General features: G+C 41.1%; 15 protein-coding genes. 8 read left to right on the plus strand and 7 right to left on the minus strand.

Annotated features, from left to right (window positions below; genetic code table 11):
* Positions 1–270: 270 nt before the first annotated feature.
* The 3 genes from C7Y70_RS03975 to C7Y70_RS03985 are packed head-to-tail and all read left to right on the plus strand — an operon-like array spanning position 271 to position 2,554.
* On the plus strand, positions 271–615 hold the full coding sequence (locus tag C7Y70_RS03975; protein ID WP_099293054.1) for a hypothetical protein: 345 nt from the start codon (positions 271–273) through the stop codon (positions 613–615).
* Positions 612–2,222 (plus strand): PepSY-associated TM helix domain-containing protein, encoded by a 1,611-nt coding sequence (locus tag C7Y70_RS03980; protein WP_135473458.1) that lies wholly within the window; start codon positions 612–614, stop codon positions 2,220–2,222. The genes C7Y70_RS03975 and C7Y70_RS03980 overlap by 4 nt, the downstream gene beginning before the upstream one ends.
* Complete coding sequence (locus tag C7Y70_RS03985) at positions 2,219–2,554, plus strand: DUF3325 domain-containing protein (protein ID WP_099293058.1); 336 nt, start codon at positions 2,219–2,221, stop codon at positions 2,552–2,554. The genes C7Y70_RS03980 and C7Y70_RS03985 overlap by 4 nt, the downstream gene beginning before the upstream one ends.
* A gap of 231 nt (positions 2,555–2,785) precedes the next feature.
* On the opposite strand, the gene C7Y70_RS03990 is transcribed toward C7Y70_RS03985, so the two are convergent.
* Positions 2,786–3,316, minus strand: coding sequence for a lipocalin family protein (locus C7Y70_RS03990; protein ID WP_135473459.1), 531 nt, complete (start codon positions 3,314–3,316; stop codon positions 2,786–2,788).
* Positions 3,317–3,466: 150 nt separating this feature from the next.
* On the opposite strand from C7Y70_RS03990, the gene C7Y70_RS03995 reads away from it, so the two are divergent.
* The 4 genes from C7Y70_RS03995 (at position 3,467) to C7Y70_RS04010 (ending at position 5,806) form a co-directional block, all read left to right on the plus strand.
* Entirely contained in the window at positions 3,467–3,916 is a 450-nt protein-coding gene (locus tag C7Y70_RS03995; protein ID WP_099293062.1) for a YaiI/YqxD family protein, read from the plus strand.
* Positions 3,913–4,455: a hypothetical protein gene (locus tag C7Y70_RS04000; RefSeq protein WP_135473460.1), complete on the plus strand. Its 543-nt coding sequence runs from the start codon at positions 3,913–3,915 to the stop codon at positions 4,453–4,455. Before C7Y70_RS03995 ends, C7Y70_RS04000 begins: the two co-directional genes overlap by 4 nt.
* A gap of 35 nt (positions 4,456–4,490) precedes the next feature.
* The gene (locus tag C7Y70_RS04005) at positions 4,491–4,877 is read left to right on the plus strand and encodes a response regulator (RefSeq protein ID WP_099293553.1); all 387 of its coding nucleotides are present in this window, start codon (positions 4,491–4,493) and stop codon (positions 4,875–4,877) included.
* Positions 4,878–4,981: 104 nt separating this feature from the next.
* Positions 4,982–5,806 (plus strand): transporter substrate-binding domain-containing protein, encoded by an 825-nt coding sequence (locus C7Y70_RS04010; RefSeq protein ID WP_210114656.1) that lies wholly within the window; start codon positions 4,982–4,984, stop codon positions 5,804–5,806.
* A 5-nt stretch (positions 5,807–5,811) separates the two neighbouring features.
* Here C7Y70_RS04010 and C7Y70_RS04015 read toward each other — a convergent pair whose 3' ends face one another.
* From C7Y70_RS04015 to C7Y70_RS04045, 6 genes are all read right to left on the minus strand, one after another.
* A complete protein-coding gene (locus tag C7Y70_RS04015) occupies positions 5,812–6,900 on the minus strand; it encodes a hypothetical protein (protein ID WP_135473462.1) in 1,089 nt (362 codons plus the stop codon).
* A 152-nt stretch (positions 6,901–7,052) separates the two neighbouring features.
* A complete protein-coding gene (locus C7Y70_RS04020; protein WP_135473463.1) occupies positions 7,053–8,936 on the minus strand; it encodes an AMP-binding protein in 1,884 nt (627 codons plus the stop codon).
* A gap of 667 nt (positions 8,937–9,603) precedes the next feature.
* Complete coding sequence (locus C7Y70_RS04030) at positions 9,604–10,452, minus strand: MBL fold metallo-hydrolase (protein ID WP_135473465.1); 849 nt, start codon at positions 10,450–10,452, stop codon at positions 9,604–9,606.
* A 99-nt stretch (positions 10,453–10,551) separates the two neighbouring features.
* The gene (locus C7Y70_RS04035) at positions 10,552–11,268 is read right to left on the minus strand and encodes a hypothetical protein (protein ID WP_135473466.1); all 717 of its coding nucleotides are present in this window, start codon (positions 11,266–11,268) and stop codon (positions 10,552–10,554) included.
* Between the two features lie 628 nt (positions 11,269–11,896).
* On the minus strand, positions 11,897–12,232 hold the full coding sequence (locus C7Y70_RS04040) for a hypothetical protein (protein WP_135473467.1): 336 nt from the start codon (positions 12,230–12,232) through the stop codon (positions 11,897–11,899).
* On the minus strand, positions 12,225–12,776 hold the full coding sequence (locus C7Y70_RS04045) for a hypothetical protein (RefSeq protein WP_135473468.1): 552 nt from the start codon (positions 12,774–12,776) through the stop codon (positions 12,225–12,227). The genes C7Y70_RS04040 and C7Y70_RS04045 overlap by 8 nt, the downstream gene beginning before the upstream one ends.
* 691 nt (positions 12,777–13,467) lie before the next feature.
* On the opposite strand from C7Y70_RS04045, the gene C7Y70_RS04050 reads away from it, so the two are divergent.
* Positions 13,468–13,947: a PD-(D/E)XK nuclease superfamily protein gene (locus tag C7Y70_RS04050; protein WP_135473469.1), complete on the plus strand. Its 480-nt coding sequence runs from the start codon at positions 13,468–13,470 to the stop codon at positions 13,945–13,947.
* The last annotated feature ends 122 nt before the right edge of the window (positions 13,948–14,069 follow it).

A 14,069-nucleotide genomic window follows, 5' to 3' on the forward strand; every position in this document is an offset into this window, starting at 1 on the left:
GTTATGTAACAGTGGCAAGGGAATAGAATGGTGTCAATTTTAACCAACCAGAACTTAAAATAAACCCCGCCTTAGTAACCCACATGCGGTGCTAACGCCGCCTACAACTCTCAGATCACTATTTTACTAAGCTAAAAAAAACGTTTAATTAAGGGCTTGCAACCGTATAGAATACATAAAGTAACACAAATGCGAATCACTCACTTTTACGTACCTTAATAATGTAGTATCCTCTGCCTCCATTCTTTCACTAGGGTCAAAGGATTACCTATGTATGCCCAACCAGTAAATAAAGTGCCAACTCGTAACCCATTACTTAAGCTCAAAATGGCCTGCAAAGCCAATGTTTATGCATTGTGTGTAGTTGCTCGCTTTAGCGCAGCCATTGTTGGTGGCTATATTTTCACTGCTGTATTTACTTCATTATTGAGCCTCATTTTACCGCTAAAAAAATCCGATGCAGTGCTTTTGAGTATTAGCCTGACAATTTTAGTTTATAGCTGTGTGTTTATTTGGGCGTTTGCGGTTAAGTCTTTAAAAACCATTTGGATCACTATTTTACTAACATCATCAGCATGCGGATTGAGCATTGCCTTACTAAAGGGTTGGTTATGAAAGAGAGTTTTTTCCGTTCAATGACATGGATGCATACTTGGGTTGGGTTACTAGTATGCTGGTTACTGTATTTAATATTTTTTGCTGGCACTATAAGCTTTTTTCGTGACGAAGTTACCTTATGGAATCAACCCGCACTGCATAGCATTCAAGCACCACAGGAGCGAATTGCACTACAACGAGAGCAAATTATTGCAGGTGTTGATTATTTAAAAGCAACCGCACCAGAGTCAGGTCGTTGGGGTATTTATTTACCTACAGAGCGAGAGCCACAACTTAATTATGCCTACGAAAAACCACGCCCAGAAGGCAAGCGTTTTGGCGGTTGGCAAGACTATTATATAAATCCAACAACCGGTGACTCATTACAACAACCCAGAGAAACCAAAGGCGGTAACTTTTTTTACCGGCTGCATTTTGACCTACATTATATCGATGTTAGAACAGCGCGGTGGATAGTCTGCTTTGCTAGCTTATTTATGTTGGTGGCGCTGATTTCGGGTGTTGTTATTCACAAGCGTATTTTTAAAGATATGTTTAGCTTTAGAAAAAACAAAGGCAGCCGCAGTTGGCTTGATGGCCACAATGTGTCGTCAGTATTAGCGTTACCTTTTCATATCATGATAACGTATACTGGTTTGATAACATTAATATTTATGTTGTTTCCATACCCTGCTATGACCGCTTATGATGACGGAGTTCGGGGCTTATTTAACGACGTTACTCCAACGAACGTACGTACTAAATCAAGTGATGTAGCAGCCCCATTAACGCCAATTGATAGTGTGTTAGATCAAATTTATACTAACTGGCCTAATGCAGACCTTACTCGATTCTCAATTAAAGACCCAAATAAAACGTCTGCAACAATAACCGTACGTGCCTCAACAGGCACACTCGTTCGCGACCAAACCCCGACCATGCTTTTTAATGGTGTTGATGGCAGCTTAATTGCAAAAAGCGTTGATGAATATAGCAGTACAGAAGTGTTTTATGATTCACTCACCGCTTTGCACACCGGACGTTTAGCAAACCCGTTACTGCGTTGGCTATACTTTTTATGCGGTATTGCTGGCTGCATTATGATAGCAACAGGCTGTATTATGTGGGCGAAGCGTATCCGCGAGCGGATGAAGAAAGACCAAAAAGCATCGTTTGGGCTCAAACTTGTTGAAGGTTTAAACCTTGCCACACTTATGGGCTTACCGTTGGCAACTTGTGCCTTCTTTATTGCTAACCGATTGTTACCACTTAGCTTAACCCAGCGAGCCGACAAAGAAATACTGGCGTTCTTTATTGCGTGGCTAGCTGTTGCTTTGTTTAGTCTTTTTAAACGAGCAAAAATGCAGTGGTATTTGTTAGCGTGGGTCAATGCAGTGGCTTGTATTAGCGTGCCGCTGATCAACGCACTCACCACCAAAGGTGGTATTGTTAGTTATTTACTTAACTCACAATGGGCATTGTTTAGTTTTGATTTAGTGTGCTTAGTGTGCGCCCTGCTATTTGCAATACAAGCCAAAAAATTACGTACTCAACTGCACACACCCACGCCAACAACACGTTCAAATCGCGTAACTAAAAACAGCCTTGTGGAGCAAAAAGCATGACCGAACTTTTGCAATTTAGCCTGTGTTTGCTGGCATTTAACTGTTTTGCGCTAGCAAAATTTAATCATTACCGTGACGTATTTAAAGCACGACCAAGCCAAAAGCAAAGTCAGCAGTTTTTGATCGCTGCCTGGATCAGTATTTTACTAAGTTTATTGCTGTGTGTGATAAAGCATCAAGGATATGGTGGACTACTATTTTGCGGCTATATGGCCTTAAGTGTTTTATTATTAATGATTTTTTATAGCTTTAAGCCTTCATGGGTAAAACACATGAGTGTACTCAATGTCGTTTTATTACTGCTAAGTGGCAGCTATTTTGTCGTTTATTAGGCTTAGTTAGTAAAAATGTGATCTGAACAAAACACAGGTCTTTATTACCGCTAATCGAGAAAAAAAGGCAAGCTAAAAAGCTTGCCTGTATATCCAATAAACTGGTTATAAATTAGGGGATACGCATGTCAACATCAAGGTAATTAGACCTTAAATGGTAGGGTTAGAATCATAAACCTTAACCATTGCAGTTTTATGACAACCTACAAGTACATGACATAAAACTCTTTGTTAGCGTGTATGCGCAACCCAAATAAGTGAATTGGTGTCAAAACCATGCTTTTTAGCCGTGGCAACAAAATCATCTTTAACAGCTTGGCTAACCGTAGGCGTACGCGATAACAACCACAAATAATCAGTGTTAAAACCAGATACAAAGGCATACTGATAATCTTGTTGGTCCATTTTAAACACCACGTAAGAGCTATAAAACGGGCCAAAAAATGACACCTCCAAGTGCCCCACATCACTGGCACCGACAAACTTAGCCTTACCCTGTGCCTCACTCCATTGACCTTCTTCGTCATTAAACCCTTTATTTATCACTTTAACAGAGCCATCGTCATTTAAGCTGTATGTGGCCGTTACATTTGATAAGCCACGCTCAAAAGAGTGATCTAATCGGGCAACTTCATACCAGGTTCCTTGGTAACGCGTGAGAGAAAAATCATCAACAGGTTTTACGCCGTCAGGCAAGCCACTGCAACCAACAACAAACACACTACACAGCGTGATAAACGCGGCCAAAAGGTATTTATTCATTAAGCTATATCCTTATCATTAAAAGAACCATTATCTTAGCGGCTTTTAAGCAAAGTTTAACGTCTTTAATGGTAAAAAAATCAGTAAATACTGGTTGTTGATGAACGGGTAGGTTAGGATCAATTTTTTACTAACAAGATGTATAAATAAATGAAGATTTGGGTTGATGCTGACGCCTGTCCTGTGGTGATCAAAGACATTTTATTTCGTGCCGCCGATCGTACACACACCGACACTATTTTAGTCGCTAACCACGCTATGCGCATACCGCCCTCTAAATACATTAGCCGCGTGCAAGTATCATCGGGGTTTGATGTAGCTGATGATGAAATAGTAAAACGTGTATCAGCCAACGATTTAGTTATCACCGGTGACATTCCCCTGGCTGCTGAAGTCATTGAAAAAGGCGCACAAGCACTGAATCCTCGAGGTGAGCTATACACCTCAGAAAACATTCGCTCATTACTTAATGTACGTGACTTTATGGATACCATGCGTTCAAGTGGCGTAGAAATGAACGGCGGTCCACCACCACTTAGCCAAACTGACCGACAAAACTTTGCCAACAACCTCGACCGTATTTTAGCGCAAAATAAATGATAAACACTGCGACTAACCTAGGCATAGGTGATCCACATTTCAACGTAGCGGTATACATTGCTAAAGCGCCACCTATGCCAGAATACCAAGATTTAACAAACCTCACCCCACTAAACAAAGGCCAAATAAACACCATAAACCAAGCCTGTGGCAATGGTTGGCGCAAAGTATTTAATGTGTATGCTAAGGTGTTGTTTGCACTGCCCAGCGAACATTACAGCTTTGCCAAACAAGCCGCTACGTGGCAAATCTATCGCGATGAATTGCTATTGCAAGCAAACAGTAAAACCGCTCTATTATTTAGCCCGCCCCAATTAAACGGCAATAACACTTTGCATATCATTGCAGGGCGCACCCATGCTAAAAACCTTATAAACCAAGGTTTACTAAATATAACGTTAGATTGGCTTGATGACGAGTTTGCTATTAATGAGCAACACAAAGTCATTGTTTGCCCATACTTTGATTACCGACAATTAAGTAATATAAAAATAGCCCGATTAAGCCAATTAGTAGCTAATTGCGCAAAGAGTGGCTAACCTTAAAATCAACTAACTTTAAAACTACGTATACTATGAAAGTACTTGTTGTTGATGATATGCCACTTATGCGACACGTGTTAATCAACATGTTGCGCAAACTAAATTTTGAGCACATTACTGAGGCTACAGATGGAAAACAAGCCTTAGCGTTAATGCAAAAACAAGCGTTTGATTTAGTAATAACAGACTTACATATGCCTAAAATGGATGGTAAAACGTTATTAACCCGAATTCGCGAAGACCTAATTTTAAGTGATACCCCAGTGTTGATGGTCACCTGCGAAGACAACAAAAAATCAATTAAAGAAATCATCGCAGCTAAAGTCACTGGTTTTATCATTAAACCGTTTAATCTAAACACGTTAGAAAATCAGTTAAAAAAAATAAACAAAGTACCAGAGCCTAAGCCAGATTGTTGACATAACGCACGGCAAAAAAGCGTCATAATCTTGTTATCGGTATATAACATAAAAAAAATAAGGTATGCTATTTTTTAAGCACTTTATGAGGGAACGAATTTCTGTTGGTCAAATTACGCCAGTATTTAGCAAACTTATGCGCTGTGATACTACTTTGTATAAGCTACAGTGGCGATGCTGTGCCTTCTTTTGCAACGAGCAAAGTAAACACCATTGAAATTAGCGCAGGCGAATGGCCTCCTTTTTTAAGTGAATCACTGCCTGAGCAAGGTGTAATTGCCCACCTTATTCGCGATGTATTTGCACAAGCCAACATTAAAGTAAACTTTACCTTTTTACCGTGGGGGCGTGCCTACCACGACACGCAAAAACAAAAATACGCCGCCACAGCCGTGTGGATGTTTGAAAAAGAACGCACCAACCATTTTTTGTTCAGTGACGCTGTGCTCAATGAGCGGTTTGTGTTTTTTCACCTACAAAGCCGTCCTTTTGATTGGCAATCGGTCAATGATTTAAAAGGCCTTATTCTTGGTGGTGGCCTTGCCTATAGCTATGGCGCTGAGTTCGATAAAGCACTCGAAGATGAAATATTTGAAATCTCACGCGTGAACAGTAGCGTGCAAAACTTTAAACGCCTCTCGATGAACAGAATCGACGTTTTCGCCGAAGAGCAAAGCGTGGGTTATCATGTTTTAAACAACGAACTTGCTGATATTGCAAATACAATAACCCATCACCCAAAGCCACTGTTAATCAACCAAAGCTTTTTACTGTTCCCTAAAGACGGGGAGAAAAGCCAACAGCTGTTAAGTATTTTTAACCAGCAATTAGCCCAATTTAAAAAGGATGGTCGCTACCAAAGCTATTTTAATGGCCTTGACAGAGGGGACTATCGCCCCGCTCAAACGCAAAGTGATGACGAGCCTTAGATTACTTACAAAATAGGCACAAATTCAGCTTTGGTATTAACGTGAGTTTTGCTCCAATTATTAAAGGCTTCTTCGTACCGTGGGTAGTAATCTATTAGCGTATGAATAACCTGTTCAGCGCTCAACTTAATACACACATTAGTCGCTTCGTGTTGCAGTAATGCTTTTAACACCTGCTTACCCCGGCTGCTTTGCATTAAAAACCCAACCCACAACGCCGAGTTTCTATACATTCGTAATGTATCTGCGCCCTGCCAGCTTTCTTCAGAATCAATTAATACCGATAACATAAACAAGCGCTCTTTAAAATATCGGCTGGGTACGTTAATGACTTTCTCACTATCAAAGTAAAGTGTATTTTCAAATACTTCGGCGAGTCCCTCGTTTAACCACTTTGGCATCCTGCCAATCAGCCGATAATTAAATACATGCATTGCCTCATGCACGGCAGTTGTTAAGCTTTGCTCAGGGTAACGGCTGTTATATTTAACAAAAGCCGTGTTACTCGCGCCAAAATAGACACCAATATTGGTGGAGGAAGAGGAGCCAAACTGCGATATGTAATCCCGATAATAACGCGGTGGCAATACCACTAAGTTAATTTTATAGGGCATAGGAGCACTCACTTGAAAGAAACGCCGATATTGAGTGTAAGCAGTACTTAAACGCGTTTTTAAGGTTTGATGGTAATCATCGCTCAACTTAGGGGTAATTAAATTAACCGTCGCATAATTACTTAGCCTAAATTGTGATTTTTCAAACTCGAGGTTGTCATCCAATAACGATAAACGCTCTTTGGCATCAGCCACGGCCTCTTTGTCGTGCCAATTTAATTGGCATGAGTCTTCTACTTCGGGTTCTTTGGGTTTTGCTTTTTTATATACCGGGGCCGCAGGCGCTGGCCGTTCGACAAGGCGTTGCGCTTTAACACGCTTGATTGGTTGTTCGGCAGGTTTTTCGACCACTTGCATTGAGGTTGGCACAGGGTTAAACCATTGCATTACAGCATCCACCCAGCCTAAGCGAACAGCTGCAAAGCCTAGCAATACAACGATAATTACGCGGGTTGGAAACGACGACGGCTTTTGCTGCATTACTCACCTCAAAAAGTAAAAAATCAGTGTAGCGACTTTAGCCACAATAAAGAACAATTAAGAGGTCTAAACAGTTTATATAGTATAAATAATCCCTATGCTATCACAATGTTGTTTAAGCCAGCCTAATGGCGACTGGCTAGGTTGACAGCTTAACTTGCCACTAACGTGGATTTTATTTCATCAAAAATACTGGCATCGTCTACTGTTGAGGGCACGTTGAGTTCTTCGCCATCCACCAGCTGGCGTAAGTTTTTACGTAATATTTTGCCCGATCGTGTTTTGGGTAATCGTGCAACATGTACAATGGTTTTTAAACAGGCAATCGCCCCTATTTGCTCTCTTACCAGCGTAACGAGCTGCTGCTCAACAAGGCAGGCTTCATCGGTGTAATCGTCTTTTAATACGATCATCGCCATGGGTAGCTGGCCTTTGAGTGAATCGTTTACACCAAATACCGCGCATTCAGCAACGGCATCGTGAGAGGCAACAATTTCCTCCATTTCACCAGTTGATAAACGATGCCCAGCCACATTAATTACATCGTCTGTGCGGCCCATAATAAACAAGTAGCCATCGTCGTCGATATAACCGCCATCACCTGACAAGTAGTAACCGGGGTATTCATTTAAGTAACCCGCTTTAAAACGTTCGTCATTTTGCCAAATAGAGGGTAAACAACCTGGTGGCAGAGGCAGTTTAATCACCACGGCACCACTTTCGTTGGGCGCACATTGCTCGCCTTCCATATTTAATATTTGCACATCAAACCCCGGCGTTGGCACTGTGGCACTGCCGGGTTTTGTTTCAAGGATTTCTATACCAATAGGGTTACAGGCAATGGCCCAGCCGGTTTCGGTTTGCCACCAATGATCAAGCACGGGCAACTGTGTATGCTCTTTAAGCCAGTTATAGGTAGGAGGATCTAATCGTTCACCCGCCAAAAATAACCGTTTTAATGATGAGGTATCGTATTGCTTAAAGCCCAGCGCTTTTGGGTCTTCTTTTTTGATGGCTCTAAATGCAGTGGGCGCGCTAAATAAGGCATTTACTTTATACTCAGCCACGACCCGCCAAAAGGCACTGGCATCAGGCGTGCGCACTGGTTTTCCTTCATACAGCACCGTCGTGCAACGATAAATCAGCGGGGCATACACAATATACGAATGCCCAATAACCCAACCAATATCAGAGGCCGCCCAAAATACTTCACCGGGTTTCATGCCGTAGACGGTTTCCATGCTGTAATGCATAGCCACTGCATGACCGGCATTTTCTCTTACCACCCCTTTTGGCGTGCCCGTGGTGCCAGAGGTATACAAAATGTATAACGGGTGATCTCCTTGCAAGGCAACAGGGGCAACGGGTTGGGCTGTTTGCATTGCCTCTGCCCAATTAATATCACGCCCAGGTACAAGCTTGGCCGTAACGTACTCACGCTGATGAATAACACAGTGGTCAATTTTATGGCTTGCAAGCTCAAGCGCACTATCAATCAGCGATTTGTATTCAATAACCGTATTTACCTCAACCCCGCAAGATGCACTGAGCACTAACTTAGGTTTTGCATCGTCAATTCTGACCGCCAACTCATGCGCCGCAAAACCACCAAACACCACAGAGTGAACAGCACCTATACGTGCACAGGCTAACATGCCAATCACCGCTTCTGGGATCATGGGCATATAAATCACCACACAATCGCCTTGCTCGACCCCTAAATCACGCATAACACCTGCAAACTTAGCCACTTCTTGTTGTAGTTCAAAGTAGCTGTATTGCTTTTGAGTATTGGTTACAGGCGAGTCGTAAATAAGTGCAGTTTGTTCACCAAACCCCGCATCAACATGTTGATCAAGCGCTAAGTAACAAGTATTGAGCTGCCCATCGGCAAACCAATGGTAAAAATTATTTTCATCTTGCGTATACGCTGTGGACGGGGGAGTAAACCAAGGAATTCGCTTACTTTGTGCTAACCAGAATTGAGCCGGATCATTTAAAAACTGTTTATATTGTTGTTGGTATTGGCCTGACATAAAGGGCTCCAAAACTATAAATGTGTGAGAGACCCTATAAAATGTAGGTGCTTTGTTGAACAATTTATATGCGACCTTGGTCGGCACACTGTAGCAAAAAACGCGATAATCCCGTTATCCATGGCCTGTAGCTATGCGCGATCAATAAAAAAGCTGAGCAATTGCTCAGCTTTTATCAATCCACACGCTACGTAGCGTACGTTAACTAACCTGAGCTCTGGTTAAGAGATGTACTAGGGCCTGTTGACCTTTGCGGATTAAAATTTGTTCAAACTAGGAGCGGTTTAATCGCGGCGCGAGGTTTGTAACCTAGTGGGCTAAGTCAAAACCGAGCAACAAAGAGTAAATCGCCCCTAAGCAGAACCCGAAGGGCAGCGCCTGTTTGGCATTGATGCTGTGTTATCACCTATTTATGGGGAATAACCACACGACATAGGCGCTGCCTTGCCTAAATACCAAACAGACTGCTGCAAATTTAACCTTGAAAGGTCAACAGGCCCTAATATACTGATATTAAATAATATTTTTATAAGCCTCCAACCGGAGGCTTTCAGGGCTAACAAGGCGAATTTATGCGTCAATAGCTGGCCTATTGCAAATAAATTCAACCCAGTTAGCGCTTAAAGTAGCCGCTGGAGATATATTTATTAACCAAAGATCAGGTTAACTACTTTAAGCTACGATAAAACAAGGTGGTTACTTTTTCTTTTGGTAACCAATTAGCGTATTTAAGACCCAGCTCTGAGAGTGGGTCCGCCTCAAGTACTTGTTCAAGTGAAGCGTTATTTTGCATGGCTGTGAGCATTAAGTCTTTCGCTTTTTGCACCAGTTCACGGTATTTCATTAACCCAGCACGGTCACTCATGGGGCCGTGACCAGGAATAATTTGGGTATTCGCATCGCTCTTTTTAATAACATCGTCTACGGCAGCAAGTACGCCATCAACACTGCCACCACTGTCTACATCAACAAAAGGTAAGCTACCAAAGTTAAAGTAAATATCGCCCATGTGCACAATGTTATCGTTGCTGAAAAATATCACTGAATCGCCATCTGTGTGCGCGTGTGCGTAATGCACCACATGAGCGTGCTCATCATTAAAGTGTAGTTTTAAATCATGACCAAAACTAATACGCGGTAAATATTTAGACCCCTCACCGTGCTTTTCTTTTAAGCGTTTATGCACGTTGTCGTGGGCAATTACATGCGCACCCGCTTTGGCAAAGTTTTCATTGCCGCCAGTGTGATCGCCATGATGATGCGTGTTAATTACAAACTCAGCACTGCCAGGCTTTAAATCGCTAATTGTTTTTTTAATGTCGTCTGAGAGCTTGGCAAACTGATCGTCAATAATATAAATGCCATCTTTACCTACGCTTGCTGCAATGTTGCCACCTTGACCATACAACACATACACACTATCACTCAATTGAGTCGCTGTTACTGGGCTTTTATCCGCCATGGCGTGATTACTTAAAAACAAGGTAGTGATGAGTGCGGGTAATATTTTTTTCATTATTGTTATCGCTATTAAAAATAAAATATGATTATTGAACGTGATGACTCCTATTTTAGTTCACTCTTACTATAAAGCTAATTAACCTGAACGCACGGTTTAGTTTTTAAACCAGCGATACAGGCCAAATACAAGCAAAAAAGCAAAACAGGCCACTGCCAGTAAACGCCAAGCATTGTAACTTTGCTGTTCTTTGCTTGGCGCAATAGCAACTAACCGAGTATCAGCTTTTGATACGGGAGTTAACGTCATCGAGTTTGCTTTGCCTAGCGTTTTTAGCGGTAACGTCACGGACGGTGTTCTATCTTGTAGCTTTTGCGCTCTTATGGCTGCAGATTTGACTTTTGTTTGCCACTGCGCTTCAAACGTTGTTCTTTGCTCAGCCCGATTTTCACTACACCAAACAAAATCTGTTCGTTCCATTTGTTTAGCACGACAACGCCCTGGAAGCTGATAAAAACGGCCCCATTCAAGTCGTTTATCATCGCTGTTATAGCTTTTACCAAACACTGTAGAGTCATAAACTTTTTTATTTAATAACTCATTAGCAGAAGAAGGTACGTAGGTATTTGCGTATACACGTCGGCTGTAGCCCTTAGTTGGACGTTTACAATGATTACCTAGCTTTTTAAATAACTCAGTAGAGCGCCGACGTAATCGCTCTCCTTGCTGTGACGTATAGCTGGAGCGCATTCTGTCTCTAATTTTTTCTCGCTCTGCTTCTATTTGATTACATCGGGTTTGTGAGTATTGCTCTGCCCCCACAATGTCAGCGCTAAAAACTAAGCACGCAGCTAATAAAGTCCTTTTAATCATGTCTACACCACTGTCGTTAAATTAGTATTAGCGTATCATTTTTTAAACTCACAGTAAGGCGTTCTATTAGAGGTTTTCGAGGCTTATTATTTGCCTCATCGAGGTATATTAAGTTTGAAGGAGTGAATTTAAAAGTTGAAACAACAAACGTAGCAGCGACTTTATATCGCGTTTATGAGCGAGTTCATTTGTGATTATTACAACCAATTTTACCACCGAGTTCACTGAGGCCCTACGCTACACCAAGAAGAAGAGTTATAGCTTCGTGCGCCGTGCGATGAGCTGCGGATTGACCCTAGCACATAGTCATTTCCCTAGAGCCTAGGCCCTTTTTACTGCCTCTAAAGCGCAGCGACTCTTAATCTCTTTGTGAATAAATCACTTAAAAACCATTTTGCACAAAGAGAAAACAATGAGGATAAATGAGAAAAAAAGCTACGGGGTTCGGGCGAATGGCAACGAATGGCGGGCTACAAATTACCCCTAGTCACTTCCCTAGCTTCTAACACCTTTAACCTAGAACCTAGAACCTTTACTACCGTATGCGTTAAGCTTGCTGACGCTAAAAGCGCAGTTTTTGGATTGTAGGCGGGAGTTTGTATCCGGCTTTGGTATTTAATTGCAAATTTTACAACCCCATGCCCGCTAATTTAATTTTTGTAGCATAGCTTCTTGCTGAAAATACCTTACATACATGGTAAACAGAATCATCTTTATCAGAAGATAATCTATACGCTATTTTAGCGAGTTCTTTAGCCACATACATAGGAGATGCCGCTAATCCTTGTGGCCTTGGTACAAAGTTCATGGCCTTTGAACACTCTTTAGATGAAGCTAACATTTCCCAAACTAACTCAATTACTTTGTCGTTGACCTCAATTTGGCTAGCTGTGCCTTTACTAAAAAACACCTCTAAGATCTTTTTTACGTCCTTGTTATCAATATCTTCATATTTTTTAGACATCATCCATTCCTTTGTTAAACATTATTTTTATCAGCAATTCTTTGCTTGCGTCGGTTCCTATACCAATAAACTCATTAGGTTTACCTTCTTCAATATAAGTAATATAGTTTTTGTAAGCTGAGTTTTTCATATCAAAATCAAAGAAGTAAACCCCAACTTTATCATATTTTATACCGCTAGAAGTCGATTTTAAAAGGTTCTGTTTTTGGGCTTTAATATATTCGTTCTCAGTTTCTCTTTGAGGTGTATATATAGATAAAAGGAGTTCTTTCACGGTCAATTTATTACCTGAAACGAAGAAGTGTTCTTCATGAGTGAAGTTTTCATCTTCAAATGAAATATCAATATAAGAACCCTCTTTCTTTAATTTATAACCCACGATATTGCCTTCATTATCAATCGCTTTTTTACAGCCATCAAAGGGGGCTATTGGCTTTACTAATTGATAAATAGTGCGATCTTTACCCTGTAAGTCGCAATCTAAAATAGCTGCATTTACATGAAGCGAGCATAGAACTAAGAAAATGAAGTAGATTATTTTCATTTATATCCTTTAAATTAAATACGTTCCTATTTTGATGGTATCTGTTTTTTTTATGCGCAGCAACACCCCACTTGATGAATAAATTTATTTCATAATCTTAATTTGTATAGCTTGCTGGCGCGAAAAGAGCCCTAAACCCGATGTCCGCAACTTGGTGCTCGTCGCCTTTATTTATACATGTCGCGTTGGCGACGGCAACCAAGGGGCATACGATTTTCAAAGTTAACTCTGCTGCAAGTAATTCATCCCTGAAGCTGGGTTCCTGTCAGCATCCATGTGCCTGTCACGGCTTTGATTGCATTGCCTAAAAGGATTTAGGTACTTGGAATTTGTCGGGAACAAAATTCAGCCATGCAATCTATTACTCATCAATTGAGTCTTTTCAGGCACAATGACGGGGAATTGTCTTAGTAACGGCGTTTACGTTTATCATAGGCGTGGAGCTTGCTGACGCGAAAAGCGCAGCTTTTGGATTGTAGGCTGGAGTTTTTATTCGGCTTTGGTTTTTAATTGCAAATTTTCAAGGGGTCGCGTTGGCGAAAGCAACGAGATTAGTGAGTACATACTCAATAAGATTTAAATATATTTTACTCCGCAGCATTCAATTTTAAAAAGTAAACACCTAAAAGAGCTTCCATTTGTACCCATTTGTTTAGTATGTTTAATGTTCAATAAAAAGGAGTGCTATTTCATGGATGGTCAATTACCTCTATTTGATGAGATACCAGTTAAAAATGAGTACGCGGGATCGCCGCAGGAATCAAACCGTAAGTTTTGTACAGAACTCGAAGATGAGTTAATAGCTATTGGCTTTACTGAATGTTCTGACACTCAACCTAAAATTAAAAAATATACAAAGCGGGCTGCCTATCAAGATATGTATGGCAGTACGCGCCATAGTACCTTTTTGATACACCATAAAAGAAAAGGGTTATTAAGAGTCGAAGCTCACCGACAAGTACAAAGTGGCTCTGTCGACCAAAAATTCCCATTCTTTTATGAGTCATTAAGTAATGCACCCGAGAGAACTGTAGTTATTGTTTTCGATGGAAAAGGCTATAAAAAAGAAGCTTATGACTGGTTATTAACACAAACTGAAAACCGTATAGAAAAAGTATTCAAAGTATTTTCTTCAAAAGAAGACTTTCTTAATTATCTTATTAACGAGTAAGTGTCGCGTTGGCGACGGCAACCAAAGAGAAGTAACCGCCGACTTCTCTTTGGAATCTCTCGGCGCCCCGAGGGTCACACTGCTTCCTCAATTTAAATTAATGATATGAACGTAAATGCTGT

It is taken from the genome of Pseudoalteromonas sp. KS88, from assembly GCF_004766475.1.
In the GTDB taxonomy this organism is placed as follows: Bacteria; Pseudomonadota; Gammaproteobacteria; order Enterobacterales; family Alteromonadaceae; genus Pseudoalteromonas.

Excerpts from the sequence above, each read along its gene's own strand:
- C7Y70_RS03975 (WP_099293054.1), top strand. The coding sequence starts at position 271 with ATGTATGCCCAACCAGTAAATAAAGTGCCAACTCGTAACCCATTACTT.
- C7Y70_RS03980 (WP_135473458.1), top strand. The coding sequence starts at position 612 with ATGAAAGAGAGTTTTTTCCGTTCAATGACATGGATGCATACTTGGGTT.
- C7Y70_RS03985 (WP_099293058.1), top strand. The coding sequence starts at position 2,219 with ATGACCGAACTTTTGCAATTTAGCCTGTGTTTGCTGGCATTTAACTGT.
- C7Y70_RS03990 (WP_135473459.1), bottom strand. The coding sequence starts at position 3,316 with ATGAATAAATACCTTTTGGCCGCGTTTATCACGCTGTGTAGTGTGTTT.
- C7Y70_RS03995 (WP_099293062.1), top strand. The coding sequence starts at position 3,467 with ATGAAGATTTGGGTTGATGCTGACGCCTGTCCTGTGGTGATCAAAGAC.
- C7Y70_RS04000 (WP_135473460.1), top strand. The coding sequence starts at position 3,913 with ATGATAAACACTGCGACTAACCTAGGCATAGGTGATCCACATTTCAAC.
- C7Y70_RS04005 (WP_099293553.1), top strand. The coding sequence starts at position 4,491 with ATGAAAGTACTTGTTGTTGATGATATGCCACTTATGCGACACGTGTTA.
- C7Y70_RS04015 (WP_135473462.1), bottom strand. The coding sequence starts at position 6,900 with ATGCAGCAAAAGCCGTCGTCGTTTCCAACCCGCGTAATTATCGTTGTA.
- C7Y70_RS04020 (WP_135473463.1), bottom strand. The coding sequence starts at position 8,936 with ATGTCAGGCCAATACCAACAACAATATAAACAGTTTTTAAATGATCCG.
- C7Y70_RS04030 (WP_135473465.1), bottom strand. The coding sequence starts at position 10,452 with ATGAAAAAAATATTACCCGCACTCATCACTACCTTGTTTTTAAGTAAT.
- C7Y70_RS04035 (WP_135473466.1), bottom strand. The coding sequence starts at position 11,268 with ATGATTAAAAGGACTTTATTAGCTGCGTGCTTAGTTTTTAGCGCTGAC.
- C7Y70_RS04040 (WP_135473467.1), bottom strand. The coding sequence starts at position 12,232 with ATGTCTAAAAAATATGAAGATATTGATAACAAGGACGTAAAAAAGATC.
- C7Y70_RS04045 (WP_135473468.1), bottom strand. The coding sequence starts at position 12,776 with ATGAAAATAATCTACTTCATTTTCTTAGTTCTATGCTCGCTTCATGTA.
- C7Y70_RS04050 (WP_135473469.1), top strand. The coding sequence starts at position 13,468 with ATGGATGGTCAATTACCTCTATTTGATGAGATACCAGTTAAAAATGAG.